Source organism: Sphaerisporangium viridialbum, from assembly GCF_049674955.1.
GTDB lineage: Bacteria > Actinomycetota > Actinomycetes > Streptosporangiales > Streptosporangiaceae > Sphaerisporangium > Sphaerisporangium viridialbum.
In genome coordinates, this window is sequence record NZ_CP187232.1 from 8996199 (window position 1) to 9016974 (window position 20776).

The window sequence follows — 20776 nt, forward strand, 5'->3', positions numbered from 1 at the left end:
GCATTCCTCGCGTGAGCCGAGCGAGCAGCCACATGGGCGACGGAAACGCCTGACGTCGTCTCGCTTGTGGCTGACGGCCGGGCAGCCCGAGCTCCCCCTTCTTAACACGGGCCGCGAGGTCCAGCGATTGGGTCCACATCTCATCAAGGAACTGCCGTAGCGGCGCGAGGCCCTCATGTCTCGAACGCTACAACCGCTCGGGGCTTTCGCGCCGCTCGATCACGGCACCTAATTGGCCAGGAGTCCGAAACCTTCTCGCCTAGGGCCCCGGCACCAGCCCCAGAGCCGCCATGCGCTTGCCGTGCTCCTCGCTGAGACGGGCGAACAACCGGCCTATCTCCACGAGATCGGCATCCGTGCTCGGCCGGCCGGATTCCAGCCCCTCGGGGGAGGCCGAGACGAGCAGCAGGGCGAGGTGCGGCCTCGCCGCCGCCAGCCGGTGCCCCTGGCTCAGCGCCTCACCCACCATGCGCCGCGCCCAGAGCGCGAGCCGCCCGGCGTGCCGGGGATCTCCGGCCAGCGCCGCGCGCACCCGTTCGACCACGAACTCCGACCTGACCTCCTCGGCCAGCACCTCGTCGACGAGCTTCCGCGTGTCGGGATCCACGTGCCGCGCGGCCTCGCGGTAGAAGTCCCCCGCGATGCCCGTGCCGACGTACGCCTTGACCAGGGCCTCCAGCCAGTCCCCCGGCCGGGTCTGGGCGTGCCAGTCGTCCAGGGACGACACGAACGGCGCCATGGCCTCCTCGGGGTCCGCACCGAGCCAGGTCAGCCGGTCGCGCAGGAGCACGAAGTGGGCGTACTCGGTGGCGGCCAGACCGCTGAGCGCGGCCCGGTCGGTCAGCGAGGGCGCGAGAGTGGCGGCATCCTCGGCGAGCCTGAGGAACGCGGTCAGCTCCGCGTAGGCGAGGACGCCGAGCAACTCGACGACGCCGGCAGGGGAATCACTCATGGATGCAGCGTACGAGCTTCGCCCCCGGCCTCTGACCCCGGCCGCATGGGCTCCGTGCCCCTCAGGACACGGCGACCGACCATGCGGAACACGAAGAAATCGGCTGGGTCTTGTGGTATCGAGTACACTGCCCTGTAAGAGTGCGACCGCAGTATGTATTCAGGGAGATTATCGCCTGATAGCCCCCACGCGAGCTACGCCGCGGCGGTCGCCGAGACGAGATGAGGGTTGGCTTTTCCGCGCGGGCCCGGCACGAGACCACCTCGGCCAGCGGTCCCGGAGGCCCGCCTTCGCAGGAGACTTAGGCAGGCCGAGCTGACCACGTTCCGAGACCTTGGAGTCATACCCGAGATCGCTGATGCCCTGGAAACCGAGGGCATCATCTCACCGTTCCCCATTCAGGAGATGGCCCTTCCGCTCGCGATCAGCGGACAGGATGTCATCGGCCAGGCGCGCACAGGCACCGGCAAGACCTACGCCTTCGGCGTGGCGATGCTGCAGCGCGTCGGCAAGCCCCGCAAGAACCGCAAGAAGCCCCGCGGGCTCGTCGTCGTCCCGACGCGCGAGCTGGCCCTCCAGGTGACCGAGGATCTCGTCGTCGCCGGCGGCAAGCTGGGCTCGCGCATCCTCACCGTCTACGGCGGGCGCGCGTACGAGCCCCAGATCGAGGCGCTCAAGCAGGGCGTCGACGTCATCGTCGGCACGCCCGGCCGCCTCCTCGACCTGGTGAACCAGAAGCACCTCGACCTCAGCCAGGTGTCCATGCTGGTCCTGGACGAGGCCGACCGCATGCTCGACCTGGGCTTCCTTCCCGACATCGAGCGCATCATCAAGCTCATCCCGGCCGAGCGGCAGACCATGCTGTTCTCCGCCACGATGCCGGGCGAGATCGTCACCCTGTCCCGCCGTTACCTTTCCCGGCCGACGCACGTCCGCGCCGAGAACGCCGACGCCGGCGACCAGGACATGTCGAAGACGATCCAGTTCGTCTGGCGCACGCACCGCATGGACAAGATCGAGATCGTCGGCCGCATGCTGCAGAGCGAGGGCCACGGGCTCACGATGGTGTTCTGCGAGACCAAGCGCGCCTGCGACATGGTCTCCGAGCAGCTCAAGGAGCGCGGCTTCGCGGCCGCGGCCGTGCACGGCGACCTCGGGCAGGGCCAGCGCGAGCAGGCTCTCCGCGCGTTCCGCAGCGGCAAGATCGACGTTCTGGTGGCCACCGACGTGGCGGCGCGGGGCATCGACATCGACGACGTCACCCACGTCGTCAACTACGACTGCCCGCAGGACGAGAAGACCTACGTCCACCGCATCGGCCGCACCGGCCGGGCGGGGCGCACGGGCGTCGCGGTGACCTTCGTCGAGTGGGAGGAGCTCACTCGCTGGAAGGTCATCAACAACGCCCTCGGCCTCGACTTCGCGGAGCCGGTCGAGACGTACTCGACCTCTCCGCACGTCTACACCGACCTCAACATCCCCGCGGGGACCAAGGGGGTGCTCCCGCGCGCCCAGAGGTCGCGCGCGGGCCTGGACGCCGAGCAGATCGAGGACATCGGCGAGACCGGGCGTCACCGCTCCCGCAAGGAGCGCGACGACCGCACCGAGCGGTCCGACCGTTCCGAGCGCCGCGAGCGCCCGGCCCGCAACCGGCAGCGCCGCCGCACCCGTGGCGGCCAGGCCGCCGAGGGCATCGTGGCGGCCGACGGTGTCGTAGCTGCCGACGGTGTCGTGCCGGTCGACGGTGTCGTGCCGGCCGACGGTGTCGTGCCGGTCGACGGTGTCGTGGCTGCCGAGGTCGCGGGCACCGAGCGGTTCGAGCGGGCTTACACCGACTACACGGCGGTGGAGGGCGACATCCTCGCTCCCGAGCAGCCCGCCACCGTGTCGAAGGCGGTGCGGGCCCCGAAGAAGGCCCCGACCACGCCTTCCCCGGACCCCGTCGCCGCGGAGGTGCCCGCCCCCCGGCGCGCCCGCCGTGGCGCGAGCAAGGCAGCGCTGTCCGAGGCGCTCGCCGAGGTGACCCCCTCGGCGGCCGCAGAGCCCGGCGCGACCGCGCCCGTCGCCCAGGAGGCGCTCATCAGGACCGAGGAGATCGAGGCGACGGCCCGGCACACGCCGGCGCCCGCCGTGTCCGACGACTACCCCCCGGCGGCACGGCACACGCCCGCGCCCGCCCTGCCCGACGGGTTCGGAGTCGCGCCCGTCGAGCGCACCGAGCCGGAGCGGATCATCCCGCCGACTCCGTTCTCGATCATCTTCCAGTCGCCCGACCTGGCGACGGACGACGATGTTGCCCCGTCCGCGGCCTCCGAGCGCGTCCAGCAGCGACGCAGGCCCGCGTACCAGCGTCCTACCCGGAGGAGCTGAACGGGCCGGCGTATGAACGACCGCGGCCAGAGCGGTGAGAACGGCGGGAAGCCCTCGCGGGCAGCCCGCCGTTCGAACGGCGCGCTCCCGGCCGAGGTGAAGCGCCATCCGATCAGGTGAGAAAGTGGAAAGTCAACCACGCGACCGACGTAGAGCGTTTGACGGTGTTGCCGGGATGAATCCTCAGTATCGTGGTGCCGCGTGAGTACGCCGCGCTTCCTAACGCTGCCTCCTGGTGTCCGTGCGCAGCAGATCGAGACCTCCGTGGGCACGTTCGCCGCCCTGGAGGCCCTGCCCGTCCGCGGTGTCCCTGAGCGATGGCCCGCGCTGCTGGTCCCGGGCTACACCGGCAGCAAGGAAGACTTCATAGCGATCTTCCAGACGCTCGCCCAGGCGGGGCGCCGCGTCGTCGCGGTCGACATGCGCGGCCAGTACGAGACCAAGGGGCCGGACGACCCCTCGGCGTACACCTGCGAGTCCCTCGGCGAGGACATCGACCATGTGGCCTCGATGGTGGGGGGCGGCGAGCCCGTCCACCTGGTGGGCCACTCCTTCGGCGGCCTGGTCACCCGCGAGACCGTGATCGGCGGCGCCACCAAGCTCGCGTCGTACACGCTGATGAGCTCGGGCCCGTCCGGGATCACCGGCCCCCGCGAGAAGGCGTGCCGCGTGATGCTGCGCGAGCTTCCCGAGGCCGGGCTCGAACACCTCTGGACTCACCGGCTGGAGCCCGAGGCCATCGTGGCCGGGGTTCCCGACGACATCCTGGCGTTCCTGCGCAGGCGGCTCCTGTCCAACTCGGCGACCGGTCTGATGACGATGGCCGAGCAGGTGCTGGGCGCCCCCGACCGGCTGGACGACCTGAGCGAGGTCGACGTGGCCACCCTGGTCCTCTACGGAGAGCACGACGACGGCTGGCCGCCCGCGATCCAGGCCGAGATGGCGCACCGCCTCGACGCCGACTGCGTCGTGGTGCCGGGAGCGCTCCATTCCCCCGCGGTCGAGGCTCCAGAGACGACGGCGCACGCGCTCACCCGCTTCTGGAACCAGGCCGAGCAGCGCCTCCTCCACACCGGCTGACGCCCCGGCCCCCTCGCGGGGCCGGTCGCACGTCATGTCATCCTTTACTCGCTATGAGGGACATCGGCGAGATCGTCGTCCAGCCGCCGCACAGGGTGACCTGGCTGGTCCACATCGACCGCGCCATGTGGGTGGGAGGCGTCCGCGGCCTCATGCTCCAGGCACTGCACCCACTCGCGATGCGCGGCATCTGGCAGAACTCCGGCTTCCAGGACGATCCGTTCGGGCGCCTGCGCCGCACCGCCGACTTCGTCGGCCGCGTGACCTTCGGCAGCCCGGAGGAGGCCGACCAGATCGGCCGCCGCGTGCGCGACATCCACCGGCGGCTGCGCATCAGCGATCCCGCCACCGGCAGGACCCACCGCGTCGACGATCCCGAGCTGCTGCTGTGGGTCCACTGCGCCGAGGTGTCGTCGTACCTGGAGACGGCCAGGCGCGGCGGGCTGCGGATCACGGACGCCCAGGCCGACCGCTACCTCAGGGAGCAGCGCCGCAGCGCCACCTACGTCGGCCTGCACGAGGAGGACGTTCCCGGCTCGATGGGTGAGATGCGCGACTACTTCGCCGGCGTGCGACCGGCCCTTGCGGTGACGCCCGAGTCGGTGGCGGCGGTCCGGTTCCTGATCTGGCCGAGGATGCCGCGGCACCTGCGGTTCCTGACGCCGGGCAAGCCGGCGTACCTCCCGTTCGGGGCGCTGTGCTACTACACGCTGCCCGGCTGGGCCAGGCGGATGTACGGGGTGCTGCCCGAGGTGCCCCAGGGGCCCGTGACTGCGGCGCTGCGGGCGTTCAGGCTCGGCATGAACTCGCTGCCGGAGACCGTGCACGACCGCGCTTTCATGCCCGGCACCCGCGACATGCTCGCCGGGGCCCGCGAGCGTCTCGGCGCCGCGGGGTACGACGTGAGCAGGGGGCTCAAGGGACTGACCGACCCCCGCAGGTGGCCCGCCCCGGCAGGGTGAGCCGGCACGCGTCGCCGGCGGCGGGCGTCGCCTGGGCGAGCCGGCACTCCACCCAGGAGGGCAGGGTCGACCGCCTCCTGACCCTGGCCACCACCGGCCTCGCCACCGCCTGAAGTCCCGGAAGGGGTCAGGACGAGTCCGCGAGGCCGTCCCAGGGCTGGTGTGAGGTGCCCGCGGCCTGACCCTCGGGGCAGTGCCTGCGGTAGTCGCACCACGAGCAGATCGGGCCGGTGTTCGGGGGGAAGCTCGCGTCGATCTCCGGCGGCACGGGCGCGGGCCCGGCACCGGCCGCGGCCGTACGAGAACCCCCACCCGCCGCGCCGGAGGCCGCCGCGCCGGAGGCCGCCGCGCCGGAGGCCGCCGCGCCGGAGGCCGCCGCGCCGGAGGCCGCCGTGCGGGAGGCCGCCGTGCGGGAGGCCGCCGGGCGGGAGGCGTTGCGCGGCGGGGCCGAGTCCGCGCGCCAGGCGCGGTAGAGCTCGTCGGCCTCCGAGGCCTCCATCGCGATCTCCTCCGCGCGGCCGATGTGGCGGCGGAGGGACTCGTCGGTGTGCTCCCACTCGACGATGGAGCCCGTGGGGACGTGGTGGAGCTCCACCTTGCGGCACGCCCGGTGCATCACGCGCGAGGACGCCACGGCGTAGATCGCCAGCGCGAGGGAGGAGCGGGCGTCGTCCTCGGTGAGGGGACGCCTGCCGGTCTTGTAGTCGACCACCACCAGCTCGTCGCCGCGCCGGTCGAGCCGGTCGATGCGCCCTGAGACCGCGATCACGGACGTGCGGGTGGCGACGGTGCGCTCGACGCCGACCGGCTCGTCCGAGGGGTCGAGGGTGCTGGTGTAGCCCGAGACCATGGCCCGCGCGCGGTCGCGCCACACCGTGGACTGCTCCTGGTCGCGGAAGCCCTCGGTGATCCATCCCTTGGTGAGCAGGATGCCCGCCATCGCGGGGGTCCTGCGCTCGTACGGCTCGCGCCACCATCCGGCCAGCGCGTTGTGGACCGACGCGCCGACGCTGTTGTGCGCCCACGGCGGGCCCTTGGGCGGGGCCGGGCGGTCGAGATAGGTGAAACGGTAGCGCCGAGGGCAGTCGAGCCAGGCGTTCAGCCGCGACGGCGTGCACGAATAGAGCCGCCTGGGCATGCCTTCGAGACCGAGCTGCCCCTCTGCTTGCCCCACGGTCAGCCTCTCCCTTCGCCCCGGAAGGCACAGGCCGCCCGCCAAGGCAGCAGATCGTCAGCCGGCCACGCCGAGCGAGCCCGGCGTTCGGTAGCCGGCCACGCCGAGCGAGCCCGGCGTTCGGTAGCCGAGCACGCCGAGCGAGCCCGGCGTTCGGTAGTCGAGCACGCCGGGCGAGCCCGGCGCCGGAGACGACGGGCTCGGCCTCGGATCACTCGTCGAGGTTGAGCTTGATGCCCGAGGCACGCGTGCCGTCGGAGAGCGGACCCTCGGTGGCGGCGGCCGGGCCCGCACCGGTGAGCGACCCGGCGAGCCAGTCGTCGAAGTGCGGCTCCTGCCCGCCGATCGTGGTCTCCTCGCCGTGGGCGGGAAGCACCCTGGTGTCGGCCGGGAGGGTGAAGAGCCGCTCGCCGATCGCCGTGAGCTGGTCGGCAAGCGCGGGATACTCACCGCCGAGCTTGCCCGGCCCGTCGGCCAGGAGCGTCTTGCCGGTGAAGACCGCGCCCAGCGCCTCGACGTACAGCGAGACGCCGCCCGGGGTGATGCCGGGCGTGGCGATGACCTCCAGCTCGACGTCGGCGACGCCGAAGATGCCCTCGTCCTCCATGTCGATGTCGGGGTAGGTCTCCTGCCAGGTGTCACGCCAGAGCTGGCGGTCCTTGCGGTTGAGGGCGACGACCGCCTCGTCGCGCGCCGCCACCTCGATGGCCCCGCCGACGTGGTCGGGCAGGCCGTGGGTGCAGATGACCGCGAGCACCTCGCGCTCACCCACGCTGGAAAGGATCGTCTCCGCGTCGCGCGCGGGGTCGATAACGATGACCTCCTCATCGTCGCCCACGATCCACGTGTTGTTCTCGACCTTGTATTCGGCGCCGTCGATGTCCACGACGCCCTCGGTCACCACTCGCTCGATACGCGCTGTCACGGCCACGACCTTACCGAACACTTGAACCGGTCTCGATAAGCAAACGGATGACATTGACGAAGAACCTCACGCCGTGTGCCGGTTCCGCGGTCACGCCGGACGGCGCCCCAGGCCTACGGCTCGGCTCCCAGACGCGGCGAGAAGGCGCCGTAGGGCAGATCGAGGTCCTGGTCCTGCTCCCTCAGGTCGCGCAGGGCGAGCTGGGCGAGCTCGACGAGGCACCCGGCCTCGGCCGGCCAGCCGATGATCCACAGCCAGTTGCCCATGGCCTCGCCGACGTACGCGACGCGGTCGGACGGGCCCTCCACCAGCCAGAGCGCCGTCGGGTGCCCGAGGGTGTCGACCTTGGCGTTGGGCGGGCCGAGGTCGAACCCCGGGCCGGGATCGGGGCCGTCCAGCCCCGCGAAGGCCGCCCCGAGCCCGATGCCGGGCTCCTCCGCCACGATGAGGAGGTCGGCGGGCCCGTGGGTGACCGCCGGCCCGGACAGGGCCACCACTCCAGCATGGGTGCCGGTGAGCTCCTCTCCGGCATCCCCGAACCCGGTCACCAGCCACCCCGTCGGCAACGGCCACGGCAACCAGAAGGGGACGCGCGAACCCTTGCGGACCACGTCGAGCGCCTCCTCGGACGGGCGTCTCGACTGGAAGGGCGGGACGGTGCCGTGCACGCCGCAACGCCAGGCGCTTGACCATGCGCTAGGTGGGCGTAGCGTGCCGAAACACCGAGGGCAGGTGGGAGCGGCTCTCACAGTTATCCACGGTGCTTCCGTCAACGCGCGAAAGTCAAGGGGCATCCCGTTATCCCGGCGTAATCTTGGCCTATGCGCGTGAGATGCGTGGGAGCGATCGTCCTCGACGGCGCCGGGCGGCTGCTGCTGGTCAGGCGCGGCCACCCGCCGGGCGAGGGCCTGTGGTCGCTCCCGGGCGGCCGGGTCGAGCCCGGCGAGTCGGACGCCGGCGCCCTGGCGCGTGAGCTTCTGGAGGAGACCGGCCTGCCGGTGTCGGTCGGCGGGCTCGCCGGCACCGTCGAGCGGCCAGGCCCGGGCGGCGTCCTGTACGAGATCCACGACTACTTCGCCTCGGCCAGGGCCGGCACGCCCCGGCCGGGCGACGACGCGGCCGGCGTGGGGTGGTTCGCCCCCGCCGATCTCGCGCGGCTCCCGCTCACCTCCGGCCTCCTCGACACGCTGATCGCGTGGCACGTCCTTCCCGCCGGGGTCAGCGGCTGAAGGACGTCCGCCACAGGGTGAGATGGTCGGAGGTGTAGGTGGTGGAGCGGCCGAGTGCGACCACTCTGTCCTCGATCACGGCGATCGCGCCGAGCCACTGGGCGCCGTCGCCCGCCATGCCGTCCCCCGTGAGGGTGTGGCGCTGCCAGTCGCGGCCGTCCGGGGACGTCCAGACCGTGCTGTCGGCGGTCGCGGGCGGCCCGTACGACCCCACGGCGACCAGGCCGGAGTCCGAGGACGTCATGTCCAGCACGGTGGCCGCGTCGTCGGCCGGGAGCCAGGAGTACTGCCAGGTGACCCCGTCGTCTCCGGAGACCGCCGCGAACGGCTGGTCGACGCCCTTGTCGTTGGTCGCGCTGCCCACCGCCACGACCTCGTGGTCCTGGAGGAGCACCCTGCGCAGGCTCGCCGAGCGCGCCCCCTCGGGGATCACGCGCTTGCGCGCCGTCCAGTTCAGCCCGTCGCGCGAGACCCACACCACGCCCGACGTACGGCCCGCCGTCCCCGACCCGCCGACCGCGAGGAACCCGTCCGGGGTCACGACGACGTCCTCGATGCGCACGTCGGCGCCGCCCGCCGGGAGGCTCTGCGGCGCCGAGCGCGAGTAGCGGCGCAGGTCGGCGGAGAACCACAGCGCGGCCACCACACCATCGGGGCCGCTGTCGTCGCCCGCCAGCACATATCCCTTGGGACCGGCCGCGACCACGCGCGGGACCACGGCGTACCGCCCGGAGGCCCCGAGCGCGGGCGACTCGGGCGCGTGACGCCAGGACCGCCCGTCCGTCGAGGTGGCGAGCAGCGGCCTGACGAACGCCGAGTCGGCCGTGGTGCTGCCCACGGCGAGCCACCCGTGGGGGCCGTGCGCCACGTCGTTGAGCGCCTGCCTGCCCGCCCCGCCGAGCGCGGGCGAGGTCACGGCCTTCCAGTTCTGGCCGGTGGCGCTGGTCCAGATGCCGGCGTCCCCCTTGACCGAGCCGACCGCGACGAAGGAGTTGCCCGCCGCGACCAGGGCCGTGGTCTCGCGGGCCGAGCGGGTGAGCCCGCTGATCTCGTCCAGCGGCACCGGCGCGGCCGGCTTGCCCTTGGCCGCCGTCATCAGCACCGGCAGGTTGTCCAGGCCGCCGGCCCGCTGGTCACCGGCGGCGACGAGCATGCCCGCGTCGGTGACGGCGAGCCCGCGCAGCGTGCCGGGGATCTGCCCGAGGTCGGTGCTCTCTGTCCAGTTCTTGCCGTCGGTGCTGGTGAAGACGCCGTAGCGCTCCCAGCCCGACTCGGCGACCGCCGCGACCCCGGCGGCGGAGGTGGCGAGACCCCGCACGCCGGTCGCCTCGCGCCCGAGCCCGCCGATCACCCCGCACTGGCTCCACGCGTCTCCGAGGTCGGAGCAGTAGACGCGGACCTCTCCGGCGTTGGACTTCTGCAGGGTCGGCACCAGCAGGAACCCCTTGGCGGCCACCGCGAGCGCGCCGGGCTCCGGCCGCACGCCGGGCAGGGCCGCGGCCGTACGGAGCCAGGTGCGGCCGCCGTCCGGGGAGCGCAGGATGACCGAGGTCGTGTCGCCCTTGCCCGGGTCGGCCAGCGCCACGACGGCGTCCCCCTTGGCGACCACCGCGCGGATGGCCCGCACCTTGTCGGTGGCGCCGATCTGCCCGGTGTCCACGCGGCTCCAGCTCTGCCCGTCCGGTGACACCCAGGCCACCGGGCCGTACCCGCCGTCCTGGAGGGTCGTGGAACCGACGGCGACGAAGCCGCTGGCGGTCCGCGCCAGGTCGGTGATCCGGTCGCCGTTCCAGAAGACCGAGAGCCGGGAGGGGTCGACCGCCGTCCAGGAGCGCCCGTCGGCGCTGGTCCACATGCCCCGGGCGGAGGCGCCCGCCGAGCCCGGCGCCTCGGTGCCGGCCGCGAGCCAGCGACCCGCGCCGCCGGCGACGCGGCCCGCCGACCCGGCGGGCTGGTACCCGGCAGGACCGGTCACCCTGCCGAGCTCCCAGGACGCGCCGCCGTCGGGTGAGACCAGGAAGAGCGGCCGCGGCACCGGGCTGGTCGTGTCACTGCCGACCGCGACCACGGTCGAGCCGACGGAGGTGACCGCGTTGAGCACCTGGCTGGAGCCGTTGCCGCTGATGCCGGGCGGGGCCACGAACGCCTGGTCGCCCGAGCCGCCGTCGCCCGCCGCGAGCCGCAGGCCCGAGCTCGTCGGGGAGTTCACCCAGTTGACGATCACCAGTCCGAGCCCCGCCGTCGCGAGCAGCACGACGACCACGAGGATCGGGGTCAGCAGGCCGCGCCCGGGCCTGCGCCGTGGCGTGCGGGGCCGGCGCGGTGGTCTCGGGTCCGCCTGGTCGCGGTGGTGACGGCCGCGGCCACCGCCGCGCGGGCGTGCCGGACCGGACGCCACGAGGATGTCGGGACGGCTGGGGCGGGCGGGACGTCCTCCGGGGGGCCCGCCGATGCGCTCCTCCGCCGGGACGTCCTCGGCGTACGGGCCGGCGGGCTCGGCGTACGGGCCGGCGGGCTCGCGCGTGATGCCGGACCTGGGGGCGTCCTCGGTCTCCGGAGCGGCCTCGGGCTCGGCGGGGATGCTGGGCTCCACCCTGATCCCCGGCCTGTCCCACTCGGGCGCCGGTGGCGTGTGGGCCCGCGAGGGCGTGCGCGGCGGTCCTGAGGCGACGAGCTTGTCGGGACGGTTCACCAGCCGGCGCGGGGGCCAGGCGGGCTCGTCGGGCTCCTCCGGGGGCGCTTCCGGCACCCATCCGGGGTACGCCTCACCCGGTTCCCCGGGGGACACGTGGCCCGCGCTGTGCCGGGGCTCGGCGCCCGCGCCGCCGTACGGCCGCGCGTAGGGGTGGCGCCCGGCCGAGGGCTGCCTCGGCGGCTCCGCAGCGGGGTCTTCAGGGGTGGAGGAGCCCTCGTCGGGGGTGGGCGCCCCGAAGGGCGGAAGGGCCCACGGTGAGTCCAGGGGGAGGCTCCGGGAGCGGGTGTCCGAGGGATCGGGCGGGGAGTGGTGGAGCGTCGGAGGTGGCATGTGGGCCTGGTGGGACCCGTTGGGGCGTGACGTGCTTCCGTGGTCGGCGCCATCGCCGGCCGACCACCATGACGAGCGCGGGTCGTGGGGGCCCGAGGCCACGCTCAGCACCTCCTCGTAGGCAGCCTAACCCAGTCTGAAGGCCGTGATTCGGGACCGTTCCACCGAACTCCAGCTCATCCATTGCATCGACAACAGATCACTCGCGATCGTACCGATACCCAACCCATGCCCAGTGATCACATAACTGGGTGGGATGGTGGTCGCTTTCGCCCTCGCCGCCAGCGCGCACCTCCCTGGGACCGACTGCCGGCCCGCACACCTTCCAGGGCAACATGCCGAGGCCCCTTCTGGCGAGACCTCTCTAGTCAGATTTATCTAGAGACCGTCTGAATTGCCCGCTTCTGGGCGATTATCGCGACCACAATGACGAAGAAACCCAACTGCACGACGGTCCCGGAGAGAGCCTGCCACGGCACCGCCCCCTGTTTCAGGGCGTCCCCAAGGTCGCCCGAGGCGGCGGCCGGCAGGAAGCTCACCACGTTGTTGATCACATGCAGCCCGATCGGCGCCTCCAGGCCGCCCGTACGGACGGCGAGCCAGCCCATCAGGGCGCCGAAGGTGAAGACGTCGATGATGCCCCAGTCGGTGTAGGCGTGCAGCGAAGTGAACGCGGCGGCGCCCAGCAGGATGCCGGGCCAGGGGGTCGTGAAGTAGGCGCCGAAGGCCTGCAGCACCCAACCGCGGAAGATGTACTCCTCCGCCGCGGCCTGGAAGGGCACCAGCAGCAGGATCACCACCAGGCCGGGCAGGAACCTCTGCCATCCGACCCAGCCGAAGAGGTTCCCGAGCTTCTCCCCTGTTACGGCGTACGTCGCGACCATGGCGGCCTGGCCCAGCAGGAGCGCCACGAAGGCCACTCCCAGGCAGGTCAGCAGCCACCCCCAGCGCAGCCGTCCCAGCACGGACGAGAGGGTGCCGGGCGGGCGGCGCTGGACCAGCCACGCGGTGGCGAACACGAACGGCAGGACCGCCGCGATCGACAGCAGCAGCACCGCCAGCTCGAACACCGGGTTCCCGAAGAGCCTGTCGCCCCGCATCACCACCGGGATACCGAGGAGCCCCGCGACGATCATGCCAAGAAAGATCACGAACAGTCCGACGCCCACGAACGCCCCGGCGATGCCGGCGGTTCCCACGATGGGACGCCACCAGTGATGCAGAGACGTGCGCGCCAGGTGGTCGTACCGCGTGCCGGGCGGAGGCGGCACGACCCACGGCTTCGGAGCCGGCGGCGCCTGCCAGGGCTGGGGGCCCGGATAGTACGGGCGAGCCGCCGGCGGATGCCCGAACCCCGGCTGCGGCTGGTGCGCCCGTGACGGATGCCCGAACCCGGAAGACCCAGGCTCCGGCTGCGGCTGGTGCGCCCGTATTGGATGTCCGAATCCGGAAGGCCCCGGCTCGGGCTGTGGCTGGTGGGCCTGTGGCGGATGCCCGAACCCCGAAGGCCCCGGCTCGGGCTGTGGCTGGTGCGCCTGCGACGGATCGTGCATACCCGCCATTCTCCTCACCTGGCCGGGACGTCTCGCGGCTGGATGCCGTTGTGCGTCTTTCTTCATAGACGCCCGCCTTGGAAGGGCCCAGCCTGCAAGCACGGATCCACTCATCCGCGCTCATCCGCTCTCGTCCGGGCCCATCTGCGGGCTCGTCGGACTTACTAGGCTTATCCCGGCTATCCAGGCTTATCCAGGAGCAGAACATGAAACGGCCAGGGCCCTTTCACACGCTAGCCGCGGGAGCGGTCGTCGCCGTCGCGCTGGGCGCTATGAGCGTCGGGACCGCGCCCTCCACCGTCGACGCCGCCGCCATCGCCGGCACAGCCGACACGGCGGCCGCCTCCAGCCCACCGGCCGCCGGGGCCACCACCTCGGTGACCCCCGAGCCCACCGGCACGGCCCAGGCCGACGAGGCCACCGACCCGACTCCGAAGCGCGCCGACTACGCGGGCGTGGCACAGGGCAACGGCGGGCTGGTCGCGCTCTCGATCAAGAACGGCAAGGCGGTCGCCTACTTCTGCGACGGGCGCGTCGAGTCCTGGCTCAAGGGCACCGCCGAGGACAACACCGTCACGCTCACGGGGAAGGGCTCGCTGATCACCGCCGCGCTCGGCGACGGCAGGGCGCGGGGCAGGCTCCAGGTCGGCAAGGTGAAGTGGCGCTTCACGGCCCCGCTCGTCAAGAAGCCCTCGGGCCTGTACCGCGCGACCGCCGTCGTCCGCGGCGCCAAGGTCGTCGGCGGCTGGATCGTCCTGCCGGGCGGGCGTCAGATCGGCCTCGTGAATGTCGACGACTCCCCGTACCCGGCTCCGAAGCTCACCCCAGGCTCCCCCGTGAACGTCGACGGGACCGAGCTGCGGCCCGAGGACACCGACGCCTTCATCGACGACCTCTGAGCCTTCATCGACGTCCTTTGAGTCTTCATCTGAGCCTTAGCGACGATCTCTTGAGCCTTCATCGACGATCTCTGAGAGGGAACTCCAGCCATGACCATCACCCAGCCCGCGCGGAGGCAGACCTTCGCGCCCTACCTCGTCCCGCTCCTCGTCGGCGGCTTCGTGGCCGTCGCCCTCGGCGTGTACGGCCGGGCACACACGCCCACCGGGTACGCGGTGGGCCTGTCGGGTTTCTCCGGCGCCCAGGCCATGAAGTCGTGGCTCGCCACCGGAACGTTCGTGCTCGCGATCGTCCAGCTGGTCTCCGCGCTGGCCATGTACGGCAGGCTTCCCGGCGTACGGGCGCCGTCGTGGACCGGCACGCTGCACCGGTGGTCCGGGCGCGGGGCGTTCCTGCTGTCGGTGCCGGTGGCCTTCCACTGCCTGTACGCGCTCGGCGCCCAGTTCGACACCCCGCGCGTGCTGATCCATTCGCTGCTCGGCACGTTCTTCTACGGCGTGTTCGTCGCCAAGATGCTCTCGCTCCCCAAGCGCGACCTGCCCGGCTGGACGCTGCCCATCCTCGGCGGGCTGGCCTTCACAGCGCTCACCGGCCTCTGGCTGACGTCGTCCTACTGGTTCTTCACGACGTTCGGCGTCACGTTGTAGGTCTTTACACGGCCCCGGGTCAGGCGGATGTTCTGGATCGGACGCTCTTGGTGCGGGCCTTCCCGGTCAGGCGTTCTGAGGCGGGCGTACCCGGTCAGGTGGGCGGGGCGAAGGTCTTCGTGCGCTTGAGCCCGGCCGCCCGTCCCTTGGCGGCGACGACCAACGCCATCTTGCGCGAGGCCTCGTCGATCATCTCGTCGCCCAGCATCACCGCACCCCGCCTGTCGACCGTCGTGGCGTGCTCATAGGCGTCCAGAATCAGCTCGGCGTGGTCGTAGTCCTCCTGAGCCGGCGAGAACACCTCGTTGGCCGCCTCGATCTGCGTCGGGTGGAGCACCCACTTGCCGTCGAAGCCGAGCGCCGCCGACCTGCGCGCCACCTTGGCGAACCCGTCGAGATCCTTGATCTGCAGGTACGGCCCGTCGATCGCCTGGAGGTCGTAGGTCCTGGCCGCCATGAGGATGCGCATGAGCACGTAGTGGTAGGCGTCACCCTCGGTGTACCCGGGGGGCTGCTGCCCGACGACCAGCGTCCGCATGTTGATCGAGGCCATGAAGTCGGCCGGGCCGAAGATCAGCGTCTCCAGCCGCGGCGACGCGGCGGCGATGGCGTCGACGTTGACCAGGCCCCGGGCGCTCTCGATCTGCGCCTCGATGCCGATGCGGCCGACCGGAAGCCCGTTCGCCTTCTCGATCTGGGTGAGCAGCAGGTCGAGCCAGGCCACCTGGACGGCGTCCTCGACCTTGGGCAGCATCAGGCAGTCGAGCGCGTCGCCGGCTCCCTCGACTACCTCGATCACGTCGCGGTAGGTCCACGGGGTCGACAGGTCGTTCACCCGCACGCCTTTCGTCCCTGCCGTCCAGTCGCCCGTGCGCAACGCCGCCACGATGTTCTTCCTGGCCTGCTCCTTGGCCTGCGGGGCGACCGAGTCCTCCAGGTCGAGGAAGACCTCGTCGGCGGGGAGCCCCTGCGCCTTGTCGAGGAAACGGGGGTTGCTGCCGGGCACCGCGAGACAGGAACGACGGGAGCGCATACGCCCCACGGTAGTGGCCCGGCCCGCCGCCACCGGCCTGTGGGGGCGTCACAAAGGCCACCCCTGGTTCTTGGCACGGATCTCGTAGGGATTTACTCCACTCTGTCCTGACAATGGACCTCAAGCCTCCGTAGGGGGATTCCGCAAGGGAGAGATGGCCAATGACTGACGCGTCCATAGCGGTTCGGCCCGCCGTACTGTCCGACCTCATTCCCGGAAAGCTCGTCCGCGACGTCGCGCTGGTCGTGGGGGCCGCTGGTCTGACCGGGCTGGCCGCGCAGGTCAGCATCCCGCTTCCCGGCACGCCCGTGCCGTTCACGCTGCAGACCTTCGCCGTCCTGCTCACCGGTGCCGCGCTCGGCCTGCCGAGGGCCTTCCTCGGCATGGCGCTCTATCTCGCGATCGGGCAGCTCGGCGTGCCGTGGTTCGCGCCGTCGGGCGGCAACGCCACCCTCGGATACGTCGTCGGCTTCATCCTCGCCGCCTCGGTCGTGGGGGCGCTCGCGAGCAGGGGTGGCGACCGCACCCCGCTGCGCACCATCGTGACCATGACCCTTGGCACCCTGCTCATCTACGCCGTCGGCCTGCCCTGGCTCATGGTGGCGATGGGCCTCGACCTGCCCGCCGCCCTGTCCGCGGGTGTCGTGCCGTTCCTCATCGGGGACGGCCTCAAGGTGCTCGCCGCCGCCGGACTGCTCCCCGCCGCCTGGAAACTCGCCGGCCGCTGAGCCACGCCACTCTGGGCGCCCCCCGGCGAGTCTGGCCCGGGGCGCCCTTGTGCATGGCCGCCGATCGGACCATCTGGTAGCGACCGCCCCTGCTCAGCGACGCTTGAGGCGCGATCCATAACCATTCGTGCCCACCCGTCACCCAATTGACGGGTGATCGTGTGCTGCCCACCCACATCGTGGCCTCCACCGGTGAGCCGGAAGGGGAACCCGCCACTTCCTGGACCCCTGCGGCCTCATCTCCGGCATCCAGTGAGGTCAACACTTGGGTGGGCAACACACGGATCACCACCCAACCGCCCGACGGGCGGGCGAATCCACCCCCCATCCCCGTCCGCGCAAGATCGGTTCCGACGTGCGGCAAGCATGATCGGCAATACCGGTATCCCAACTGGGGAGAGGGTCCCGCACCACCAGGAACCCGAGCCGTTTCAGGGGAGTGCGGGCGCCCTGCCACCCTGCGGCATCCCGTTTCAGCCGGGTTCTGTCGGTGCTACCTCATCGCAGGCTGCGCGCGGCTTGGGGATCGACGCCTCAGGCACGCTGTCGGCCGGTTCCGGCGGCGCACCAGCGAACCTCCATCTGGCCCACACGGTCTTGCCTGGGGCGCCGTCCAGAGGGATGACACCGTAGTCACCGGCCAGGGCCGCGACGATGGGCAGTCCTCGGCCGTGGATCGAGTCCAGACCCAGATCCAGCTGACAGGGCCGTCCCGGGCCGTGGTCGGTGACCCGTACGAAGAGCTCTCCGGTGGTCGCCCACAACGACAGCCGGATCGGCGGAGCACCGTAGGAGATGGCGTTCCCGAGCAATTCCCCGACCACGAGCACGACATCGTCGACCAGGTCAGCCACTCCCCAATGGAGCAGCATCTCCTTCACCATGCTCCGTACCCGGCTGACCGCAGCCAGGTCGTGAGGGAGATCCCAGGCGACGCTACGTAGCCCGTCCGGCGTTTCGATCATTGGAGCTCCTCGGGGAGAGCGAGTAGGGAGTACGGGCGGATGGCTGGAGCCTGAAGGTCTGCTTGAGCCGACTCGACGGCGAGGGAGCATCGTGGACTCGGCCTCGCGCATCAGCTCACGGAGTTCTTCCACGGTGCGGGCATCCACGCGTAGGGGCTCGGGGGTCATCCATGTGGCGATGGCGTGAAAGTGACGGCTGCCCAGGCCGTACCAGACGAACCAGCCGGGCTCCATCCGATCTACCTGCTCAGCCAGTGCACGCTGGGAGACATCCCAGTCCTCCGCCCGCACCCGCTCCGTAGGTGTCCCGAGCCGGTGCCGTCCCCTCATGCCATCAATGCCTGCGAGCTTGGAAGCGATGATCCCGTAGGCGTTCCGTCACGTGGAGTAATCACAGCGACATCGTGGCCTTCGTCATGCCAACTTTCAAGGCCGAACTACAACTGTCCGTATTTGGACAACCACGTTCAGTCCGTACACGGACTGCGTATGATCGCTCACTCAAGGTAAATGGAGGCATGCATGGCAGGGAGTCCCACCGTTAAGCGGCGGCGTCTCAGCGCCGAGCTCATCCGGCTTCGCGAGCGGGCCGGGCTGACTCACGACGATGTCTGCCGGAGTCTGGAGTGGTCACGCGGGCGACTCACTCACATGGAACAGAACAAGTGGACACGCCCCGACGTAAGTAACGTTCGATTGCTGCTGGACCTGTACCGCATCACCGATACCAAGGTGCGGGAAGCCATTCTCAACCTCGCCCGGCAGTCACGCGAAAAGGGATGGTGGCAGAACTACAAGGACATATTTCGCGGCAGCCTGCCTGGATTCGAGGTAGAAGCCACCCAACTGCGGACCTACGAGATCGCATTCATCCCTGGATTGCTGCAAACGGCTGGATACGCCAGAGCGATCTTCCGAGCAGGACAGGTGCTGAAGGAAGACGAAGTCGCGGTAGCACGACGCCTCGAAGGGCGCTTGGCACGACAGGACATACTCGTGCGCGATGACCCGCCACAACTGTGGGCGGTTATCGACGAGGCAGCCCTTCGGAAGTTGGTTGGCGGGCCCAGGGTCATGGCCGAACAGCTACAACGCCTCATCGAGATGGCGAAGAATCCCAACATCACCATCCAGGTGCTACCTAACTCGGTCGGCGCCCACGCGGCCATGGCATGCGGTTTCGTCATCCTTGACTTCCCCGGCGACTTGGACCCGTCGATCGTGTACCTGGAGACACCCACTGACAGCCTGTTTCTGGAACGACCTGAAGAGGTGCAGGCATATACGTTGATCCATAATCGTGTCCTGGCCGCAGCTCTGACCGCCGAAGAGTCTGTTGTGTTCATAATGGCTCTTATCGACCAATTACCACAGGATTAGAGGCAAGGATCGTGGAACGAACCCCCTCTGCGCTCGCCTGGCGCAAGAGCACGTACAGCGGTCAGCAGGAGAACTGCGTGGAAGTCGCCGTCCTCGCTGGTGGAGGCTACGCCCTGCGGGACAGTAAGAATCCGGATGGTCCGGTGCTCAGCTCAGCCTCGGATGCGTGGCAGGCATTCATCCGCAGAGTGAAGAACGGTGGTCTGACCTGACAGCCGTCCACCGTCCCCGGCGCGCCCAACCGCGCCGGGGACTTCGTCCGCACCTCGACGACGAGACGGAGTACGCCAGTTCTCTGTCACGGACTGACGCCGCAACGACTAGTGATCCCGTGCGGGAGTCGTCCTGAGAGTTCGTGCCCACCCGTCACCCGATTGACGGGTGATCCGTGTGCTGCCCACCCACATCCCGGCCCACCAGCACGGCGGGTAGGAAGGCGCTGTACGCGGGGGGTGAACCGCTCCGAACAAGGGCGGCGCACCCCGATCGCGGTGACGGCCTTGGCGCCGTCAGGCGCGGCTCGGTGCCGGCTCCGGCTCGGAGGGAAGGGCGGCCGGGCGGCGGGGGAGCAGCAGCGGGGTCGCCAGCAGGAGCACGCCGGCCAGGCCGATGGCCGTACGCGGGCCGAGCAGGCCGCCCAGCACGCCCCAGACGGCCGTCAGGAGCGCGGTCGAGACCTTGGTCGTCACCGCCCAGGCGGACAGCATGCGGGCGACCCGGTCGGTCGCGGTGCGCTCGAGGCGGTAAGTGGCGCAGACGGGGTTGAAGACCCCGCAGCAGAAGATGAGCCCAAGCTCGACGCCCATCACCAGCAGCAGCCCTCCGGTGCCCGGCCCCAGGAAGGCCAGGCCGACGGGCCAGACCGCGCGCAGCGCCCCGACCACGACCAGGACCTGGTGCTGCCCGAACAAAGTGACGAGCGGCCGGGCCAGCCGCGAACCGAGCAGCCCACCGATCGAGGGCGCGGCGAAGGCGAGGCCGTACTGCCACGGTGCGAACCCGAGTTGGCCGAGCATCAGGACGGCCAGCAGCGGCCCGGTGGCCATGACCAGGCCGTTGAACCAGGCGGTGTTGAACAACAGCCGACGCAGCGTCGCGTCGGCGAGGATGTACCGCCAACCGTCGAACAGGTCCCCGGCCCGCATGCGCGCGGCCTCCCGGCGCTGGGGCCGCGGCTCGTGCCCACCCATCGCGCCGATGCCCAGGGCCGAGAGCAGGTAGCTGGCCGCATCGGCCACCACCGTCGCCACCGGACCGAGGAGCCCGATCGCCGCGCCGCCCAGCGGCGGTCCGATGATCGTGGTCGTCCAGGCCGTGGACTCGAATCGGGCGTTGGCGACGAGCAGGTCCTCGGCCCGCAGCAGCGTCTTCAGGTACGCGCCGGAGGCGGCGCGGAAGGTGATGTCGGCCGCCGCGACGACGACCGAGACCAGCAGGAGCTGAAGGAAGGTGAGCACACCGAGCGCGAACGCGGTGGGGATCGTCAGCAGCGCCGCGAACCGCACCAGGTCCATCGCGATCAGCACCGGCCGCTTGCGGCGGAACTCCACCCACGGGCCGAGCGGCACCGCCACGGCCGCGCCCACCAAAGCCCCCACGGAGGAGAGCGCGGCGACCTCGGCCGGTCCGGCGTGCAACACCTGAATGGCGATCAGCGGGAACGCGCCGAAGGCGAGCCACGTACCGAGCGCGCTGGTCCCGTACGCCCCCCAGAGCCACCCGAACCGCCGCCCCAGCCGATGTCCGCGCAGATGTCCCAGCCGGTGCCCGCTCGTCATGCCCGACGCTCCTCGCCACTCACCCGTACAACCGATCCGCGATCGGAAGCATCAAAGCGCGCACCACACCTGGGG

The 20776-nt window shown here is 71.1% G+C and carries 18 protein-coding genes; 9 read left to right on the top strand and 9 right to left on the bottom strand.

From position 1 onward, the window contains the following. Positions 1-259: 259 nt before the first annotated feature. Positions 260-952: a ferritin-like fold-containing protein gene (locus ACOZ38_RS40475; RefSeq protein ID WP_424536170.1), complete on the bottom strand. Its 693-nt coding sequence runs from the start codon at positions 950-952 to the stop codon at positions 260-262. A gap of 405 nt (positions 953-1357) precedes the next feature. On the opposite strand from ACOZ38_RS40475, the gene ACOZ38_RS40480 reads away from it, so the two are divergent. The 3 genes from ACOZ38_RS40480 to ACOZ38_RS40490 all read left to right on the top strand — a co-directional run bounded on the left by ACOZ38_RS40480 (position 1358) and on the right by ACOZ38_RS40490 (position 5364). Beyond that, positions 1358-3322 carry a DEAD/DEAH box helicase gene (locus ACOZ38_RS40480; RefSeq protein ID WP_424536171.1) on the top strand — a complete coding sequence of 655 codons (1965 nt, stop codon included), beginning with the start codon at positions 1358-1360 and terminating at the stop codon, positions 3320-3322. Positions 3323-3523: 201 nt separating this feature from the next. After that, positions 3524-4402 (top strand): alpha/beta fold hydrolase, encoded by an 879-nt coding sequence (locus ACOZ38_RS40485; protein WP_424536172.1) that lies wholly within the window; start codon positions 3524-3526, stop codon positions 4400-4402. Positions 4403-4455: 53 nt separating this feature from the next. Further along, entirely contained in the window at positions 4456-5364 is a 909-nt protein-coding gene (locus ACOZ38_RS40490) for an oxygenase MpaB family protein (RefSeq protein ID WP_424536173.1), read from the top strand. Between the two features lie 127 nt (positions 5365-5491). On the opposite strand, the gene ACOZ38_RS40495 is transcribed toward ACOZ38_RS40490, so the two are convergent. From ACOZ38_RS40495 to ACOZ38_RS40505, 3 genes are all read right to left on the bottom strand, one after another. After that, positions 5492-6538, bottom strand: a complete 1047-nt coding sequence (locus tag ACOZ38_RS40495; RefSeq protein ID WP_424536174.1) for a RecB family exonuclease — start codon at positions 6536-6538, stop codon at positions 5492-5494. 211 nt (positions 6539-6749) lie between these two features. Continuing rightward, complete coding sequence (locus ACOZ38_RS40500; RefSeq protein WP_424536175.1) at positions 6750-7463, bottom strand: MBL fold metallo-hydrolase; 714 nt, start codon at positions 7461-7463, stop codon at positions 6750-6752. Positions 7464-7576: 113 nt separating this feature from the next. After that, positions 7577-8257: a DUF6758 family protein gene (locus ACOZ38_RS40505; RefSeq protein WP_424536176.1), complete on the bottom strand. Its 681-nt coding sequence runs from the start codon at positions 8255-8257 to the stop codon at positions 7577-7579. Positions 8258-8284: 27 nt separating this feature from the next. Here ACOZ38_RS40505 and ACOZ38_RS40510 point away from each other — a divergent pair, with 27 nt between their 5' ends. Further along, positions 8285-8692 (top strand): NUDIX hydrolase, encoded by a 408-nt coding sequence (locus tag ACOZ38_RS40510; RefSeq protein ID WP_424536177.1) that lies wholly within the window; start codon positions 8285-8287, stop codon positions 8690-8692. Here ACOZ38_RS40510 and ACOZ38_RS40515 read toward each other — a convergent pair. Together ACOZ38_RS40515 and ACOZ38_RS40520 are read right to left on the bottom strand one after the other, a co-directional pair. Beyond that, positions 8682-11717 (bottom strand): hypothetical protein, encoded by a 3036-nt coding sequence (locus ACOZ38_RS40515; RefSeq protein WP_424536178.1) that lies wholly within the window; start codon positions 11715-11717, stop codon positions 8682-8684. The genes ACOZ38_RS40510 and ACOZ38_RS40515 overlap by 11 nt on opposite strands. A 374-nt stretch (positions 11718-12091) precedes the next feature. Continuing rightward, on the bottom strand, positions 12092-12916 hold the full coding sequence (locus tag ACOZ38_RS40520) for a lysostaphin resistance A-like protein (protein ID WP_424536179.1): 825 nt from the start codon (positions 12914-12916) through the stop codon (positions 12092-12094). A gap of 560 nt (positions 12917-13476) precedes the next feature. Here ACOZ38_RS40520 and ACOZ38_RS40525 point away from each other — a divergent pair. Together ACOZ38_RS40525 and ACOZ38_RS40530 are read left to right on the top strand one after the other, a co-directional pair. Next, positions 13477-14169: a hypothetical protein gene (locus ACOZ38_RS40525; RefSeq protein WP_424536180.1), complete on the top strand. Its 693-nt coding sequence runs from the start codon at positions 13477-13479 to the stop codon at positions 14167-14169. Between the two features lie 90 nt (positions 14170-14259). Continuing rightward, positions 14260-14817 carry a DUF6529 family protein gene (locus ACOZ38_RS40530; protein WP_424536181.1) on the top strand — a complete coding sequence of 186 codons (558 nt, stop codon included), beginning with the start codon at positions 14260-14262 and terminating at the stop codon, positions 14815-14817. Positions 14818-14911: 94 nt separating this feature from the next. On the opposite strand, the gene ACOZ38_RS40535 is transcribed toward ACOZ38_RS40530, so the two are convergent. Then, positions 14912-15850 carry an HpcH/HpaI aldolase/citrate lyase family protein gene (locus ACOZ38_RS40535; protein ID WP_424536182.1) on the bottom strand — a complete coding sequence of 313 codons (939 nt, stop codon included), beginning with the start codon at positions 15848-15850 and terminating at the stop codon, positions 14912-14914. 161 nt (positions 15851-16011) lie between these two features. Between ACOZ38_RS40535 and ACOZ38_RS40540 the strand changes: the two genes are divergently transcribed. After that, positions 16012-16578, top strand: coding sequence for a biotin transporter BioY (locus ACOZ38_RS40540; protein ID WP_424536183.1), 567 nt, complete (start codon positions 16012-16014; stop codon positions 16576-16578). A 473-nt stretch (positions 16579-17051) separates the two neighbouring features. Here ACOZ38_RS40540 and ACOZ38_RS40545 read toward each other — a convergent pair whose 3' ends face one another. After that, entirely contained in the window at positions 17052-17543 is a 492-nt protein-coding gene (locus tag ACOZ38_RS40545) for an ATP-binding protein (protein WP_424536184.1), read from the bottom strand. Positions 17544-18065: 522 nt separating this feature from the next. Here ACOZ38_RS40545 and ACOZ38_RS40550 point away from each other — a divergent pair. Both ACOZ38_RS40550 and ACOZ38_RS40555 read left to right on the top strand, forming a co-directional pair. Beyond that, positions 18066-18923 (top strand): helix-turn-helix domain-containing protein, encoded by an 858-nt coding sequence (locus ACOZ38_RS40550; protein WP_424536185.1) that lies wholly within the window; start codon positions 18066-18068, stop codon positions 18921-18923. An 11-nt stretch (positions 18924-18934) separates the two neighbouring features. Further along, positions 18935-19135, top strand: a complete 201-nt coding sequence (locus ACOZ38_RS40555; protein ID WP_424536186.1) for a DUF397 domain-containing protein — start codon at positions 18935-18937, stop codon at positions 19133-19135. Positions 19136-19432: 297 nt separating this feature from the next. On the opposite strand, the gene ACOZ38_RS40560 is transcribed toward ACOZ38_RS40555, so the two are convergent. After that, positions 19433-20701, bottom strand: coding sequence for an MFS transporter (locus tag ACOZ38_RS40560; RefSeq protein WP_424536187.1), 1269 nt, complete (start codon positions 20699-20701; stop codon positions 19433-19435). Between the last annotated feature and the right edge of the window lie 75 nt (positions 20702-20776).

What these genes read in the sequence shown, in the direction of transcription:
- ACOZ38_RS40475 (WP_424536170.1), bottom strand. Translation starts at nt 952, where the DNA reads ATGAGTGATTCCCCTGCCGGCGTCGTCGAGTTGCTCGGCGTCCTCGCC.
- ACOZ38_RS40480 (WP_424536171.1), top strand. Translation starts at nt 1,358, where the DNA reads ATGGCCCTTCCGCTCGCGATCAGCGGACAGGATGTCATCGGCCAGGCG.
- ACOZ38_RS40490 (WP_424536173.1), top strand. Translation starts at nt 4,456, where the DNA reads ATGAGGGACATCGGCGAGATCGTCGTCCAGCCGCCGCACAGGGTGACC.
- ACOZ38_RS40505 (WP_424536176.1), bottom strand. Translation starts at nt 8,257, where the DNA reads ATGCCCCTTGACTTTCGCGCGTTGACGGAAGCACCGTGGATAACTGTG.
- ACOZ38_RS40510 (WP_424536177.1), top strand. Translation starts at nt 8,285, where the DNA reads ATGCGCGTGAGATGCGTGGGAGCGATCGTCCTCGACGGCGCCGGGCGG.
- ACOZ38_RS40515 (WP_424536178.1), bottom strand. Translation starts at nt 11,717, where the DNA reads ATGCCACCTCCGACGCTCCACCACTCCCCGCCCGATCCCTCGGACACC.
- ACOZ38_RS40525 (WP_424536180.1), top strand. Translation starts at nt 13,477, where the DNA reads ATGAAACGGCCAGGGCCCTTTCACACGCTAGCCGCGGGAGCGGTCGTC.
- ACOZ38_RS40530 (WP_424536181.1), top strand. Translation starts at nt 14,260, where the DNA reads ATGACCATCACCCAGCCCGCGCGGAGGCAGACCTTCGCGCCCTACCTC.
- ACOZ38_RS40535 (WP_424536182.1), bottom strand. Translation starts at nt 15,850, where the DNA reads ATGCGCTCCCGTCGTTCCTGTCTCGCGGTGCCCGGCAGCAACCCCCGT.
- ACOZ38_RS40540 (WP_424536183.1), top strand. Translation starts at nt 16,012, where the DNA reads ATGACTGACGCGTCCATAGCGGTTCGGCCCGCCGTACTGTCCGACCTC.
- ACOZ38_RS40545 (WP_424536184.1), bottom strand. Translation starts at nt 17,543, where the DNA reads ATGATCGAAACGCCGGACGGGCTACGTAGCGTCGCCTGGGATCTCCCT.
- ACOZ38_RS40550 (WP_424536185.1), top strand. Translation starts at nt 18,066, where the DNA reads ATGGCAGGGAGTCCCACCGTTAAGCGGCGGCGTCTCAGCGCCGAGCTC.
- ACOZ38_RS40560 (WP_424536187.1), bottom strand. Translation starts at nt 20,701, where the DNA reads ATGACGAGCGGGCACCGGCTGGGACATCTGCGCGGACATCGGCTGGGG.